17 protein-coding genes are annotated in these 13,961 nt (G+C 66.3%); 5 read left to right on the top strand and 12 right to left on the bottom strand.

All coding sequences use genetic code 11. The features are described from left to right. The first annotated feature begins 17 nt into the window (after positions 1 to 17). The gene (locus FIV02_RS23290) at positions 18 to 542 is read left to right on the top strand and encodes a DUF962 domain-containing protein (RefSeq protein ID WP_037051246.1); all 525 of its coding nucleotides are present in this window, start codon (positions 18 to 20) and stop codon (positions 540 to 542) included. A gap of 64 nt (positions 543 to 606) precedes the next feature. Here FIV02_RS23290 and FIV02_RS23285 read toward each other — a convergent pair whose 3' ends face one another. Together FIV02_RS23285 and FIV02_RS23280 are read right to left on the bottom strand one after the other, a co-directional pair. Further along, positions 607 to 1,353, bottom strand: a complete 747-nt coding sequence (locus tag FIV02_RS23285; RefSeq protein WP_152489926.1) for a hypothetical protein — start codon at positions 1,351 to 1,353, stop codon at positions 607 to 609. A gap of 113 nt (positions 1,354 to 1,466) precedes the next feature. Beyond that, positions 1,467 to 2,261, bottom strand: a complete 795-nt coding sequence (locus FIV02_RS23280; RefSeq protein WP_152489925.1) for a helix-turn-helix domain-containing protein — start codon at positions 2,259 to 2,261, stop codon at positions 1,467 to 1,469. Positions 2,262 to 2,384: 123 nt separating this feature from the next. Between FIV02_RS23280 and FIV02_RS23275 the strand changes: the two genes are divergently transcribed. Continuing rightward, positions 2,385 to 2,786 carry a hypothetical protein gene (locus FIV02_RS23275; RefSeq protein ID WP_152489924.1) on the top strand — a complete coding sequence of 134 codons (402 nt, stop codon included), beginning with the start codon at positions 2,385 to 2,387 and terminating at the stop codon, positions 2,784 to 2,786. Between the two features lie 9 nt (positions 2,787 to 2,795). On the opposite strand, the gene FIV02_RS23270 is transcribed toward FIV02_RS23275, so the two are convergent. Next, the gene (locus FIV02_RS23270) at positions 2,796 to 3,533 is read right to left on the bottom strand and encodes a sulfite exporter TauE/SafE family protein (RefSeq protein ID WP_152489923.1); all 738 of its coding nucleotides are present in this window, start codon (positions 3,531 to 3,533) and stop codon (positions 2,796 to 2,798) included. Continuing rightward, entirely contained in the window at positions 3,530 to 3,889 is a 360-nt protein-coding gene (locus tag FIV02_RS23265; protein WP_152489922.1) for an antibiotic biosynthesis monooxygenase, read from the bottom strand. Before FIV02_RS23265 ends, FIV02_RS23270 begins: the two co-directional genes overlap by 4 nt. Positions 3,890 to 3,974: 85 nt before the next feature. On the opposite strand from FIV02_RS23265, the gene FIV02_RS23260 reads away from it, so the two are divergent. Then, on the top strand, positions 3,975 to 4,667 hold the full coding sequence (locus FIV02_RS23260; RefSeq protein WP_134677656.1) for a helix-turn-helix transcriptional regulator: 693 nt from the start codon (positions 3,975 to 3,977) through the stop codon (positions 4,665 to 4,667). 22 nt (positions 4,668 to 4,689) lie between these two features. On the opposite strand, the gene FIV02_RS23255 is transcribed toward FIV02_RS23260, so the two are convergent. From FIV02_RS23255 to oscA, 5 genes are all read right to left on the bottom strand, one after another. Beyond that, a complete protein-coding gene (locus FIV02_RS23255) occupies positions 4,690 to 5,682 on the bottom strand; it encodes a sulfate/molybdate ABC transporter ATP-binding protein (RefSeq protein ID WP_047587121.1) in 993 nt (330 codons plus the stop codon). A gap of 56 nt (positions 5,683 to 5,738) precedes the next feature. Further along, the gene (cysW, locus tag FIV02_RS23250; RefSeq protein ID WP_152489921.1) at positions 5,739 to 6,605 is read right to left on the bottom strand and encodes a sulfate ABC transporter permease subunit CysW; all 867 of its coding nucleotides are present in this window, start codon (positions 6,603 to 6,605) and stop codon (positions 5,739 to 5,741) included. A gap of 9 nt (positions 6,606 to 6,614) precedes the next feature. Then, positions 6,615 to 7,427, bottom strand: a complete 813-nt coding sequence (gene cysT, locus FIV02_RS23245; RefSeq protein ID WP_150607018.1) for a sulfate ABC transporter permease subunit CysT — start codon at positions 7,425 to 7,427, stop codon at positions 6,615 to 6,617. Between the two features lie 72 nt (positions 7,428 to 7,499). Further along, complete coding sequence (locus tag FIV02_RS23240) at positions 7,500 to 8,501, bottom strand: sulfate ABC transporter substrate-binding protein (protein ID WP_152489920.1); 1,002 nt, start codon at positions 8,499 to 8,501, stop codon at positions 7,500 to 7,502. 74 nt (positions 8,502 to 8,575) lie between these two features. Continuing rightward, entirely contained in the window at positions 8,576 to 8,755 is a 180-nt protein-coding gene (gene oscA, locus FIV02_RS23235) for a sulfur starvation response protein OscA (protein WP_152489919.1), read from the bottom strand. 244 nt (positions 8,756 to 8,999) lie between these two features. On the opposite strand from oscA, the gene FIV02_RS23230 reads away from it, so the two are divergent. Together FIV02_RS23230 and FIV02_RS23225 are read left to right on the top strand one after the other, a co-directional pair. Beyond that, on the top strand, positions 9,000 to 9,581 hold the full coding sequence (locus FIV02_RS23230; RefSeq protein WP_037051273.1) for an alpha/beta hydrolase: 582 nt from the start codon (positions 9,000 to 9,002) through the stop codon (positions 9,579 to 9,581). A gap of 77 nt (positions 9,582 to 9,658) precedes the next feature. Then, on the top strand, positions 9,659 to 10,483 hold the full coding sequence (locus FIV02_RS23225; RefSeq protein WP_134677659.1) for a sigma 54-interacting transcriptional regulator: 825 nt from the start codon (positions 9,659 to 9,661) through the stop codon (positions 10,481 to 10,483). Positions 10,484 to 11,049: 566 nt separating this feature from the next. Here FIV02_RS23225 and FIV02_RS23220 read toward each other — a convergent pair. The 3 genes from FIV02_RS23220 to modB all read right to left on the bottom strand — a co-directional run bounded on the left by FIV02_RS23220 (position 11,050) and on the right by modB (position 13,922). Further along, positions 11,050 to 11,913, bottom strand: a complete 864-nt coding sequence (locus FIV02_RS23220) for a hypothetical protein (RefSeq protein ID WP_152489918.1) — start codon at positions 11,911 to 11,913, stop codon at positions 11,050 to 11,052. A 195-nt stretch (positions 11,914 to 12,108) separates the two neighbouring features. After that, entirely contained in the window at positions 12,109 to 13,242 is a 1,134-nt protein-coding gene (gene modC / locus FIV02_RS23215) for a molybdenum ABC transporter ATP-binding protein (protein ID WP_150607013.1), read from the bottom strand. Then, positions 13,242 to 13,922: a molybdate ABC transporter permease subunit gene (gene modB / locus FIV02_RS23210; RefSeq protein ID WP_037051416.1), complete on the bottom strand. Its 681-nt coding sequence runs from the start codon at positions 13,920 to 13,922 to the stop codon at positions 13,242 to 13,244. The genes modC and modB overlap by 1 nt, the downstream gene beginning before the upstream one ends. Positions 13,923 to 13,961 lie beyond the last annotated feature (39 nt).

Raw genomic sequence — 13,961 nt, 5'->3', positions numbered from 1 at the left:
TGCTGAGGACGATAACAATGAAAACCCTCGTCGATCACCTGGCCCAGTATGCCGCCTACCACCGCGACCGACGCAACATCGCCAGCCATTTCATCGGCATCCCGATGATCGTGCTGGCGGTCGCCGTGCTGCTCTCGCGCCCGGGTTTCGCGCTGTTCGGCCTGTGGCTGGCGCCTGCCACCCTGGTGGCGCTGGCCGCCGCGCTGTTCTACCTGCGCCTGGATACCCGCTTCGGTCTGGTCATGAGCCTGCTGCTGGCGCTGTGCCTGTGGGCTGCTGCCGGGCTGGCGGTGGCCGGCACGGCGCTGTGGCTGTCGGCGGGGCTCGGCCTGTTCGTGGTCGGCTGGGTCATCCAGTTCGTCGGCCACTATTACGAAGGGCGCAAGCCGGCGTTCGTCGATGACGTCATGGGGCTGATGGTCGGCCCGCTGTTCGTGGTGGCCGAGCTGGCCTTCCTGCTTGGCCTGCGCAAGGAGGTCGAGCACGCAGTGGTGGAAATCGCCGGGCCGACCTGCATTCGCGAGAAGAAGGCCCTGGCCTGAGTCGCCCGGCTGACGGGCGCATGCGCCGGCGAGCCGGCTTCTGCGGCTACCCGGCACGGCTGGGCTAGAACATCGCCATCCACTGCGCGGTCAGCGAGCGCGCGTGGCGGTCCACGGTGATCGGTGCGAAGGGGCGGCCGGACACGCTCTCCAGCGTGTTGCTCTGGCTGTTCATGTCGGCCAGCGCGGCGCGCAGGTAGCCCCAGCGGGTCTGCAGCTTGTTCACCTGCGGGTCCGTCTTGGCATCCAGGGCCTGCAGTTCCTGGTCGATGGCCGGCAGCAGCAGGCGTTCGTCCTGGCCCAGGTAGGTGTCGGGGTGCTCGCGGGCGATCTCGAAGGTGCCCAGGTAGGAGCGGGCGAGGTACTGCACCCCCAGGTACTCGACCTTCGCCGCCAGTTCGCTCTGCCCTGGCGCGCCCGGCAGCCCCCTGGCCGCCGCGAGAAAATCACGCAAGGCGCGACTGAGGTCCTCCGGGAAGCGCCAGGGCACGTTCTCGTCACCGGGGCCATAGGAAACACCGTTGCGCAGTTGGGTAACGAGGGCGTGGTGGGCGCTGGTGAGCTCGCTGCTGCCCTGCGGCAGGCTCTGCATGGCGCCGGCCAGAGCGGCCAGGTCGGCCTCCAGGCGCTGTCGATGGACCTTCTGGAAGCCCTCGCCACGTAACAGCATCAGGCTGCTGGTCGCGCGGCAGGCGTGAATCTGGATCTGTTCCTGCGGACTGACGGCCTCGGCGAAGGCCATGGGCGAGAGCCCGACGAAGAGGCCCAGCGACCAGAGAAAGGCATGGCGTAGCAGTGCTTTACAGCGCATCCGGGTGCTCCTTGTTATTGTTTTGAGCGGGGCGGCGTCAATGACACAGCGTCAAGACTACTGCGTCATGCCGGAGCGAGCATGACCCGAAAGAGTGATTTCGTCGGAAATCGCTACCGTTCGGGGGCTTTTGCCAGGTTGCGCAGGTACTCGGCACTGAAGGCGTCGGCCGGGAAGAAGGTTTCCAGGGCCAGCTCGGCCAGGGTCACGTCGTTCGGTGTGCCGAACACGGTGGTGGTGCTGATCATGCTCAGCACGCCGGCTTCGGTGCGCAGTTGCACCGGCATCAGGACCGTCTCTGCAGAGGCTTCGCCCTCATCCTCCGGCGCCGGGTAGGTCAGCAGTTCCTCGTGCAGGGCCAGGAGCTGCGGGTCGCCGCTGATCTCGGCATCGCGGTGCAGGCGCAGCAACAGGTGCGCGCGCCACTGCGCCAGGTTGACGATGCGCGGGGCCAGCCCCTCGGGGTGCAGGGACAGGCGCAGCACGTTGAGCGGCGGGCCGAGCAGGTCGTCTGCCACGCCGACGAGAAAGGGGCCGACCGAGGCGTTGGCCGCGAGCAGGTTCCACTGCCGGTCGATGGCCAGGGCGGGATAGGGTTCATGGGCCTTGAGCAACTGGTCGATGGCCTGGCGCGCCGGCTCCAGCGCCGGGTCGGCGAGGTCGTGCTGGCTGTACAGCGGGGCGAAGCCCGCGGCGCTGAGCAGGCGGTTGCGCTCGCGCAGGGGAATCTCCAGCTGCTCGGCCAGGTGCAGCAGCATGTCGCGGCTGGGTTGTGCGCGGCCGGTCTCGACGAAGCTCAGGTGGCGGGTGGATATCTCCGCCTCGCAGGCGAGGTCGAGCTGGCTCAGGCGGCGCCGCTGGCGCCATTGGCGCAACAGGGCGCCGGCGGTCTGGGAGTTCGTAGTCATGGCCAGCACGATAGTCCAGCCAGGTCATGTCGGCCATTACCTGATAGGTAATCGACGGCCCGTGCGTTTCGGCGAAGTCTGTAGGCCAGGCACCACCCCGGTGCTCCCTGTGGAGAACTTGCCATGAACGTACTGCAACCCAACCCCATGCTGCGTGATGCGCTGTTGCTCGACGGCCTGCTCAGCGGCGTCACCGGCCTGCTGCTGGTCCTGGCGGCCGGCTGGCTGGGCGCCTTCCTCGAACTGCCGCGCCTGCTGTTGCTGGTCGCCGGCAGCGCCCTGTTGCCATTCGCCGCGCTGCTGGTGTGGTTGTCCAACCGCCAGCAGATCAGCCGCCAGGTCGTCTGGGCGGTCATCGCGGTCAATGCCCTGTGGGTGATCGACAGCCTGCTGGTGCTGCTGATCGGCTGGCTGTCGCCGAACCTGTTCGGCTACGCCTTCGTCGTCGCCCAGGCGCTGGCGGTGGCGCTGCTGGCCGAGCTGCAGTGGTTCGGCCTCCGCCACTCGCAGGCGGCCGCCATCTGACGCTTGCGCTCAGAAGCCGCGCAGGGCCAGTTCGCTGCCGAGCAGCAGCAGGCCGATGAAGAACCAGCGTTTGAAGCGCTCGGCGCTGATGCGCTTGCGCAGCCACTGGCCGGCGGCCATGCCCAGCAGGGCGGGCAGCAGGGCCAGGGCCGAAAGGCCCAGCACCGCCGGCTGCAACAGTTCGCCGCTGTGCCCGAGCGCCGCCGCCAGGGCCAGGGTGGAGACGCTGAACGAAAGCCCGAGGGCCTGGATCAGGTCGTCCTTTTCCAGGCCGATGGCCTGCAGGTAGGGCACCGCAGGGATGACGAAGACGCCGGTGACGGCGGTGATCGCCCCGGTGACGGCGCCGATCAGCGGCGCCAGCCAGGGCTCGTATCGCGCGGCGACGCGCACCTGCACCCTGGCCAGGCCGAGCACGGCATAGAGCACCAGCGCCGTGCCAAGCCAGCGGCTGGCGCCGGGCAGGTCGAGGCTGTGCAGCGCAGCGGCGACCAGCAGCGTGCCGGCGACGATACCCAGCAGCATGGGCCACAGACGGCGCAGCATCGGCAGCGGGCTGCGGCCGTCGCACAGCTGCCAGATGTTGCTCACCATCGAGGGGATGATCAGTAGCGCGGCGGCCTGCAAGGGCGCCATCAGCAGGCCGAGCAGGCCCACGGCGATGGTGGGCAGGCCGAGGCCGACCACGCCCTTGACCATGCCGGCGAGCAAGAAGGTGGCGAGGATCAGTGGCAGGTACTCGGTCATCGTGAGGCTCCCCTGTGGTGCATGGCCTGGCTGTCGGCGGGGGCCTGCTCGCGCTCGTGCAGACCGTAGTCGCGCAGTACCTGGGCCACGCGCAGGCGATAGTCGGCGAAGACGCTTTCGCGCCCCGCCGTCTGCGCCTTGCGGTGCTCCTGGTGCTGGCGCCAGGCTTCGACCGAGGCGGCGTCCCGCCAGAACGACAGCGAGAGGATCTTGCCCGGTTCGCTGAGGCTCTGGAAACGTTCGATGGAGATGAAGCCGGGTTGCCTGGCGAGCAGCGGGCGCAGCCCGGCGGCGAGGTCGAGATAGTCCTGCTGCTGGCCTGGTCGGGCCTGTACTTCGAAGATCACGGCGAGCATCGGGTTTCTCCCTGGCTGGCTCTGGTTGACGTTGCCTGCCAGTATTCACGTGTCATGCACGCCATGTTTCGTCATGAGGTGAATTATGGAATACGCACCGGGTTTCAGTTCGATCGCCGCGCTGCTCGCCGATGCCGGACGCGCCAGCATGGTCTGGGCGCTGATGGACGGCAGCGCACGCCCTGCCGGCGAGCTGGCGCTGCTGGCCGGATTGTCGCCATCCTCGACCAGCGCGCACCTGGCCAAGCTGGTCGAAGGCGGCCTGCTGGTGCAGCAGCGCCATGGGCGCAATCGTTATTACCGCCTGGCCGGCCCGGAAGTGGGGCAGCTGGTGGAGGCGCTGGCCAGTGCGGCGCTCGCCGCACAGCCGCGCCAGTCGCGTCCTGTGCCGGCGTCGCGGGGTACGCCGCAGGCGATGCGTGAGGCGCGCACCTGCTATGACCACCTGGCCGGTGAGCTGGCGGTGGGGGTCTTCGCGCGCATGTGTGCGGCCGGCTGGCTGGCGCAGCAGGACGGCACACTGGCCATCACCGCGACGGGTGAGCAGCGCTTGCAGGCATTGGGCATCGACTGGCCCCAGGTGCAACGGCAGCGCCGTCAGCGGCTTTGCGCCTGCCCCGACTGGAGCGAGCGCAAGCCGCATCTGGGTGGGGCGCTGGGCGCTGCGTTGCTGGCGCTGTGCGAGGCTGAAGGCTGGCTGCGGCGCAGCCAGGGCTCGCGTGCGCTGCAGGTCTCGCCAGGGGGGCGCAGGGCGATCATGGCGATCGCCCTGGAGTAGGCGCTGGAACCGTTCGCGGCGCTCAGGCCTGGGCGCTGACCGGTTTGCCACCCTTGGGCTTGAAGTACAGCGTGGTGCCGCGCGCGAGGTTGTCCAGGCTGGCGTGGTCCTTGGCCACCTCGGCCTCGATCAGCTCGTCCTGGCCTTCCACCTTGAGGGTGATGCGGGTGATGGCGCCGAGCAGGCGGATGTCGCGCACTTCACCGGCCTGGTGATCGGCGGCCGGTTCGCTGCACAGATCCACTTCGTGCGGGCGGAACAGCACATGGTGATCGCTGCCCACGTACAGGCGGTTGGCATCGCCGAGGAAGTGGTAGACGAAATCGCTGGCCGGGTACTCGTAGACCTCCGCAGGCGAGCCGATCTGCTCGATCACGCCCTTGTTCATCACCACGATGCGGTCGGCCACTTCCATCGCCTCTTCCTGGTCATGGGTGACGAACACGCTGGTCAGGTGCACTTCCTCGTGCAGGCGCGCCAGCCAGCGGCGCAGCTCCTTGCGCACCTTGGCATCGAGGGCGCCGAAGGGTTCGTCGAGCAGCAGCACCTTGGGCTCCACCGCCAGTGCGCGGGCCAGGGCGATACGCTGGCGCTGGCCACCGGAGAGCTGCTCCGGATAGCGGTCGCCGAGCCAGTCGAGCTGCACCAGATTGAGCAGTTCATGCACTTTCTCGGCGATCTTCGCCTCGCTCGGGCGCTCGCCCTTGGGCTTCATGCGCAGGCCGAAGGCGACATTGTCGAACACCGTCATGTGGCGGAACAGGGCGTAGTGCTGGAACACGAAGCCGACGTTGCGATCACGCACGTCGTGGTCGGATACGTCCTCGCCGTGAAAGCCGATGCTGCCGCTGTCCGGGGTTTCCAGGCCGGCGATGATGCGCAGCAGGGTGGTTTTGCCGCAACCGGACGGGCCGAGCAGGGCCACCAGCTCGCCGCTCTGGATGTTCAGATTGATGTCGTTCAGCGCCGTGAACTGGCCGAACCGTTTGTTGACGCCTTTGACTTCGATACTCATGGCTGATGTTCCTGGTTGTTCCGTGGGCCATGCCGCTCCTGGCGGCGTGACGGCAGTCAGTCTTCTCGGTTGGCCTGTAGCTGGCGGCTCAGGCGCGCCTCGCTCCACTGGCGAAGCAGCAGCACCACCAGGGCCATCACGAGCAGCAGGATCGCGACGCTGAAGGCGGCGACGATGTTGTACTCGTTGTAGAGAATCTCGATGTGCAGCGGCAGAGTGTTGGTGTAACCGCGGATATGCCCGGAGACCACCGATACCGCACCGAATTCGCCCATCGCACGGGCGGTACACAGGACCACGCCGTAGATAAGCGCCCATTTTACGTTAGGCAGCGTGACATGCCAGAACATCTGCCAGCCACTGGCGCCGAGCAGGCGCGCAGCCTCTTCCTCGGTGCTGCCCTGCTGCTCCATCAGCGGGATCAGCTCGCGGGCGACGAAGGGAAAGGTGACGAACAGGGTGGCCAGGACGATGCCCGGCACGGCGTAGACGATCTGCAGGTCGTGCCTGTCCAGGTACGGCGCGAAGACGCTCTGCGAGCCGAACAGCAGCACGTAGATCAGCCCGGCGACCACCGGCGACACCGAGAACGGCATGTCGATCAGGGTGACCAGCAGGCTCTTGCCGCGAAACTCGAACTTGCTCACCGCCCAGGCGGCCGCGACGCCGAACACCAGGTTCAGCGGCACCGAGATGGCGGTGGCCAGCAGGGTCAGTTGCAGGGCGGCGATGGCGTCCGGCTCGCGGATCGCCTCCCAGAAGAACGCCAGGCCGCGACTCAGGCCCTGGGTCAGCACCATGTACAGCGGCAACAGGAGAATGACGGCGAATACCGTCCAGGCGATGACGATCAGCGCGATGGCGCCGGGCGAGCGACTGGCGGGGCGTGTAGCGGCTTGCCGGCCAAGGGTTGCAAGGCTCATGACGGCTCCTCAGATGGGCGGCTGGATGCGGCGCTGCAGCAGGTTGATCAGCAGCAGGAGGATGAATGACACCAGCAGCATGATCACGCCGATGGCGGTGGCGCCGGGATAGTCGTACTGATCCAGCTTGGCGACGATCAGCAGCGGCAGGATCTCGGTCTGCAGCGGGATGTTGCCGGCGATGAACACCACCGAGCCGTACTCGCCGACGCCACGGGCGAAGGCCAGGGCGAAGCCGGTCAGCCAGGCCGGCAGCAGGCTCGGCAGCAGCACGTGACGGAACACCTGCAGCGGCCTGGCGCCGAGGCAGGCGGCGGCCTCCTCGACCTCCCTGGGGATGTCCGCCAGCACCGGCTGCAGGGTGCGCACCACGAACGGCAGGGTGACGAACACCAGCGCCAGGGTGATGCCCAGCGGGGTGTAGGCGATCTTGAACGGGAGCAGCGAGCCGAGCAGGCCGTTGGGTGCGTACAGCGCGGTCAGGGCGATGCCGGCCACGGCGGTGGGCAGGGCGAAGGGCATGTCGACCATGGCGTCGATGATGCGCCTGCCGGGGAAGCTGTAGCGCACCAGCACCCAGGCGACGATAGTGCCGAGAATGCCGTTGAGCAGGGCGGCGGCCAGGGCGGTGCCGAACGACAGCTGCAGCGAGAACTGCAGCTGGCGGTTGCCGAGCAGGCGCCACCACTGTTCGGCGCTGAGCTGCAGCGAGAAGAGCAGCATCGCCCCCAGCGGGATCAGCACGATCAACGCCAGGTAGCTGATGCTGTAGCCCAGCGTCAGCCCGAAGCCGGGTATGACCGGGGAAGTTCGACGAGACATGGTCAGTCCTTTTGTGCAGGTCCACGGCACGGCGTATCACCGGCTATCCGGTGGCGCGCCGTGGCGCTCGGATCACTGGTTGATCTTCTGGAAGATGTCGTCGAACACGCCGCCATCGTCGAAGTACTTCGGCTGTGCCTGTTTCCAGCCACCGAAGTCTTTGTCGATGGTGACCAGGTGCAGATCCTTGAACTGGTGCTTGAACTCGGCCGCCACCTTTTCGTTGCGCGGCCGGTAGAAGTTCTTCGCCGCGATGCGCTGGCCTTCCTCGCTGTACAGGTGTTGCAGATAGGCTTCGGCGATGGCGCGGGTGCCCTTGCGGTCGACGTTGGCGTCGACCACGGCCACCGGTGGTTCGGCGAGGATCGACAGCGACGGGGTGACGATCTCCAGCTGTTCGCCGCCTTCCTCGGCCAGCGACAGGTAGGCTTCGTTTTCCCAGGCCAGCAGTACGTCGCCCAGGCCACGCTGGACGAAGCTGATGGTGGCGCCACGGGCGCCGGTATCCAGCACCGGGGCGTGACGGTACAGCTCGGTGACGAACGCCAGCGCCTGCTCTTCACTGCCGTATTGCTGGCGGGCGTAGGCCCAGGCGGCGAGGAAGTTCCAGCGCGCGCCGCCGGAGGTCTTCGGGTTCGGCGTGATGACTTCGACGCCGTCCTTGACCAGGTCGTCCCAGTCGCTGATCTGCTTCGGGTTGCCCTTGCGCACCAGGAACACGATGGTCGAGGTGTAGGGCGTGCTGTTGTCCGGCAGGCGTGCCTGCCAGTTCGGCTCGATCAGCGTCTGGTTGTGGTTGATCGCGTCGATATCGCCGGACAGCGCCAGGGTCACCACGTCGGCGCGCAGGCCGTCGATCACCGCGCGGGCCTGCTTGCCCGAGCCTCCGTGGGACTGCTGGATGGTCACGGCCGGATTGCCCTGGGCCTGCCAGAATTTGTTGAAGGCGGCGTTGTACTCGACGTACAGCTCGCGGGTCGGGTCGTAGGACACGTTGAGCAGCGGCGCGGCGGCGGCCGGGCCGGCGATCAGGCTGCTGGCCAGCGTGGCCAGGGCGAAACGGCGAATGGACATGGTGCAGCTCCTCACGGATTGGGTGCGGGTGTTGGCGGTAGCCCTCCGGTGGTCCGGTCGGGCTGCATCATGGGTCAGTTCTTGGTGTGCGGTTGTTGCAGGCGGATCTTTTCCTTGCGCTCGATCTGCACGACCTGGCCGTTGTGCACGGTGATTTCCACCGCGCCGAATTTCAGGCCCTGCAGGGCGGTCTGGATCTCGCGCAGGATGCTGGCGTCATCCTGGCCTTCGAGGTGTCTCAGCGTCGCAGTCATTTCCAGGCTCCTTGTGGATGGGCGCCATGACGGTGGACGGCGACCGCCGTTGGCGTGGAGCGGATAGTAGGGAGGCGCTAATATTCTTAAAAATAATGTTTAAGAACATTTATAGATCAAAAAAGAATATTAGGTGACGATGTTTGCTTTGGTGTTTTTTTGCATAAGCAAATGAATTCTTATTCTTTTTGTGCTTGCAAGCTTCTGCCTAGACTGGGGCCATTCGACTCAGGAGGCGCCGACCATGCGCAGCGAAGCAATCCGTTATCTGATCCTGCCAGGCTGGCAGGGCTCGTCCGCCGAGCACTGGCAGAGCCACTGGCAGCGCAGCCTGCCGAACAGTACGCGGGTCGAGCAGCAGGACTGGGCCAGCCCACAGCGCGCCGACTGGGTCGCCGAACTGAATCGGGCGGTGGCCGCCGATCCACGCCCCGCGATCCTCATCGCCCACAGCCTGGGCTGCGTGACCGTCGCCCACTGGGCGCAGCAGGCGCCGCTGGAGCTGCTGCGCCGGGTGCGCGGTGCGTTGCTGGTGGCGCCGGCGGACGTGGAGCGCCCAGGCTGCCCTGAGCCGCTGCAGAACTTCGCGCCGCTGCCGCGTGACCTGCTGCCGTTTCCCAGTCAGCTGATCGGCTCCGACAACGATCCTGCCGCCAGCGCCGCACGCGCCGTCGAGATGGCGCGTCACTGGGGCAGCGACGCAGTGGTGCTCAGCGGGGTGGGGCATATCAACGTGAAATCCGGGCATCACCACTGGGAGCAGGGCTTCGCTCATCTCTATCGCCTGCAGAACCGCATCGAGCAGCAGCAACGCCGGCGCGCCTGAGTTTTCGGGGCGGGGCCGGGCAGCCGCCCGCTTCCTTTTTCTTCTCGGGTAAGCCGCCCGGTACTGGAGTCCTGGCCATGCCGCCTACATTGAATGCGCCGCCGCTGACCTTCGCCGATGCGCCGCAGAACCCCCTGAGCATCCGGGCCAAGGCGCTGGTGTTCGTCGACCCGCGTTCGCGTCAGCTGCGCGAGCGGGCCGACGCCCTGGCGCCGGGGCATCAGCCGTTGCTGATCCGTGGCGAGACCGGCACCGGCAAGGAGCTGCTGGCCCGCTACATCCACCGGCATAGCGAACGCGGCGGCCTGTTCGTGGCCCTGAGCGCCGCGACGATCAGCCCGCAGTGGGGCGAAGCCGAACTGTTCGGCCACGTCGGCGGTGCCCATGCCGGTGGTGCCGGTAGCCGGGCCGGCTGGTTCGGTTCGGCCCATGGCGGCACCCTCTATCTGGACGAGATCGCCGACCTGCCGCGCGCGTTGCAGCGCAAGCTGCTGGCGGCGCTGGAGACCCGCGAGGTGTACCGCGTCGGTGCCAGCCAGGCGACACCGGTGGACGTGCGCCTGCTGGCCGCGAGCAGCATCGACCTGGCCCGTGCAGTGGCTGCAGGAACCTTCGACGAAGGCCTGTACGCGTATCTGTGCGACGGCCAGCTGCATTTCCCCGCGCTACGCGAGCGGGTCGGCGACATCCTGCCGCTGGCCGAATATTTTCTCGGCATCCATGCCCTGCGCCTGGGCCTGGCGATTCCCGCACTCGGCGAGCAGGCCCAGGCCGTGCTGGAGGCGCATCGCTGGCCGGGCAATACCCGCGAGCTGGAGAACGTCATTCACTTCGCGTTGCTGCTGGCCGGTCATGCGGAGATTCGGCCGGAACATCTGGAGTTGCCGGGTGCCCAGGCATAGGCCTGGCATATATCACCTGAGTGCAGCCGGCGTGGTGCCGGCGTAGTACATAGCGGGGAGGGTGATTTGCGCTGACTTTGCAGCGGTCTGTTGTCGCTAGTGGCAGCCAGTGCAGGAACCACTGCCACCCACAAGCTGAATAGGGCCCATGTCCACCTGGCCTGTGGGTAGAGAACCGCCGCCGAAGCCGGGGAAAAAAGGCCGACTCGCTCCGCCGCCACCTCCTCCGCTGCCACTACCTGGCGCCGGGGCATCTTCAGGGTTTCTGAGTGTGCCCGGACCTTCGCCATCGCCAAAGTTGATCGGAACCCAGAGCTGGGTGGGAGAGCCGCTGTAACGGAATGTAGTCCACTGTGACCCGTTGGTGATGGTGACTGTATCGCCAGGCCGCCATTGGTTGACGACGCTGTTGACCGTGGAACGTATGAAGGTGATCGGCCCGCTCAGTTCATCCAGAGCAGTCATGTCCATAGAACAGTACGAGCAGAACCAGCGGTCATAGGATGCGGCAATTGCCACAGTGAAGAGCGCCAGGAAGACGGTGGTGAGAAGTCCTTTTCGGGTGATCACTGTGTGCATGCTTTGTGGTAGTTGATCAGCGCCTGGTTTTCCGCTTCCAGGATCTGGTGCTGGTACAGCTTCTGCCGTTCCTGCTCCAGTAGTTTTTCAAGCGACGGGGCACCTTCGAAGCGCTGCCGGTAGATCAGCTCGGCGGTGTAGAAGTCGGTGTAGGCAGCTTGATTTTGTAGCTGTGGATTGTCGGGATCGAACCGGTAGTTGGCGCGGATGACATAGGCGCCTGGGTGGCATTGGCTTGCAGCTTTGTCGATATAGTCGCGCTGCATGTCTAGCCAAGGGTCTGGTTCGTCAGGGGAAAGCGGTGGGTTGGGGTTCTCGGCGATGGCCATGGCTACCTGGGCGGCTGCCAATCCGGCATCTGCCGCCGCTTTCATGCGCTCCACCCAGTTCTCTTGGGAGAGCACACCCAGCTCCAGGCATTCGCTTCGGGGAGGGTAGCCCTCCGTTGCAGCGTCGCTGGGCGGATTCTGCTGCCGGAGATAACACATATGCAGCAGGTTGGCCGCCATGTAGTCGCCCTCCGGCGAAGCTTTGGCATCAAGCTCGGCAAGTGTTTCCTTCACTGGGCCCTGTATGAACCTCAGCTCGGATCGCCAATCGGCATAGTCCAGTTTCTTCTGGTTTATGGCAGTTCTGGGGTGTTGCGGGGGATGTGTGCTTTCGGGCTGAGCTTGGGTTGGATGCGAGATGGCAGGAGGCGGTGATAACCGTCCGGCGGTCTCTGTCTGTGCAGACCAGAGCGCTCTGACCGGCGACGGCTCCTGCATGGTAGGGAGGGCCAGGATGGAGAACGCGGCGATGAAGCTCGTGAGTCCAACGAGCAGGAAGATCAATAGGGGTTTCTTGAGCATGGCGTTATTTCAGATATCAGGAGATTGGCTTCTGACAGAAGTGGTGATGCAGGCTCTTTGGATATAGATCGCCATGCTGATGATAATTGTTTGCGTTTGCAAGTTGTTGTCCATCCCCTCTTCTGAGGCTTTGCTCGCGACTGCAGCGACACCGTAAATGTGAGAAGAGCTGGACGTCCTCGTTGGCCGTGCTGCTTAAGGCGCCAACAGCGACACCGACTTGATCTGCGCCCAGATCGCCTGGCCGGCATGGATGCCCAGCTGATCGAAGGAGTAGCGGGTGATCCGCGCCAGCAGGCGTTGTTCGCCCAGGCGCAGGGTCAGCAGCACCTGCGCATCCAGCACCTGCCAGCTGTCCACCGTGACCGGCAGCAGGTTGAGCAGGCTGCTGCCCTCGGCGCGTTGCAGGCTGAGGCTGACGTCGCGCGCCTTGATCTTCACCCGTACGCGTTGCTGGGCCGGCAGCGCCGCGTGCGGCAGGCGCAGGCGGGCCTCGCTGCCGGGCAGGCAGAGTTCGACCAGGCCGTAGCGTGCGTCGTAGGCGCTGGCCTGCCCGTCGATCACCGCCTCGGCGTCGTCGTCGCTGGCGAAGGGCAGGTCGGTGCGCAGCAACAACTCCTTGAGCGGGCCGCTGGCGCGTACCTGGCCGTCCTCGAGCAGCACCAGATGGTCGGCCAGGCGCGCCACTTCATCCGGGGCGTGGCTGACGTAAATCACCGGGATATCCAGTTCTTCGTGCAGGCGTTCGAGGTAGGGCAGCACCTCCTGCTTGCGCTTGAGATCGAGCGACGCCAGGGGTTCGTCCATCAGCAGCAGGCGCGGGCTGGTGACCAGGGCGCGGGCGATGCCGACGCGCTGCCGCTCGCCGCCGGACAGGGCCGACGGCAGGCGTTCGAGCAGATGACCGATGCCGAGCAGCTCCAGCGCCTGGTCCAGGGCGACCTTGCGTTCGCGGGCGGCGATGCGCCGCTGGCCGAACTCCAGGTTGCCGCGCACGCTGAGGTGGGGGAACAGGTTGGCATCCTGGAACACGTAGCCGATGGCGCGCCGGTGGGCCGGCAGGAAGTCCCCGCTGGCACTGTCCTGCCAGCGTTCGCCGGCCACCTGCAGGTAGCCTTCACGGGGGCGGTCGAGCCCGGCGAAGCAGCGCAGGCAGCTGGTCTTGCCCGAACCGGAATGACCGAACAGGGCGCTGACGCCACGGCTGGGCAGGTCGAGGTCGACGTCCAGGCGAAAGCCGGGGTGTTGCAGCAGAAAGCGTGCGCGAATGCGCCCGTCATCGATGATCGGCGTCCCGGCGCCGCGTTTGCCGAACAGTGAGGCCAGCATCACAGCGCCCTCGTCTTGCCGCTGCGCCCGCTGTACAGCGCCAGCAGCACGATGAAGGAGAAGGCCACCATGCCGCCGGCCAGCCAGTGCGCCTGGGCGTAGTTCATGGTTTCCACGTGGTTGTAGATCTGCACCGAGACCACCTGGGTCTTGCCGGGAATGTTGCCGCCGATCATCAGCACCACGCCGAACTCACCGACGGTGTGGGCGAAGGCGAGTATCGCGGCGGTGACGAAACCGGGACGCGCCAGGGGCAGCACCACGCTGAAGAAGGCATCCCAGGGATTGGCGCGCAGCGTCGCGGCCGCCTCCAGCGGTGCGCGGCCGATGGCTTCGAAGGCGTTCTGCAACGGCTGCACGACGAAGGGCAGCGAATAGAACACCGAGCCGATCACCAGGCCGGTGAAGCTGAAGGTGAGGGTGCCCAGGCCGAGGCTCTGCGTCAGTTGCCCGAAGAAACCGTTGGGCCCCATGCTCACCAGCAGGTAGAAGCCGATCACCGTCGGCGGCAGCACCAGCGGCAAGGCCACCAGTGCACCGACCGGGCGTTTCAGCCAGGACTCGGTGCGCGTCAGCCACAGGGCAATGGGCGTGCCGATGATCAGCAGCAGCAGCGTGGTCAGCGAAGCCAGCTTCAGGGTCAGCAGGATGGCGTCGAGGTCGTTGGTTGACAGCGGCATGCTCATTCCGAAAGACGAACCTGGCCGGATGCGCTCCGG

Source organism: Pseudomonas sp. THAF187a (genome assembly GCF_009363395.1).
GTDB lineage: Bacteria > Pseudomonadota > Gammaproteobacteria > Pseudomonadales > Pseudomonadaceae > Aquipseudomonas > Aquipseudomonas khazarica.
Note: the sequence above shows the minus strand (reverse complement) of the source record. Positions and strands in the feature narration are given on the sequence as shown.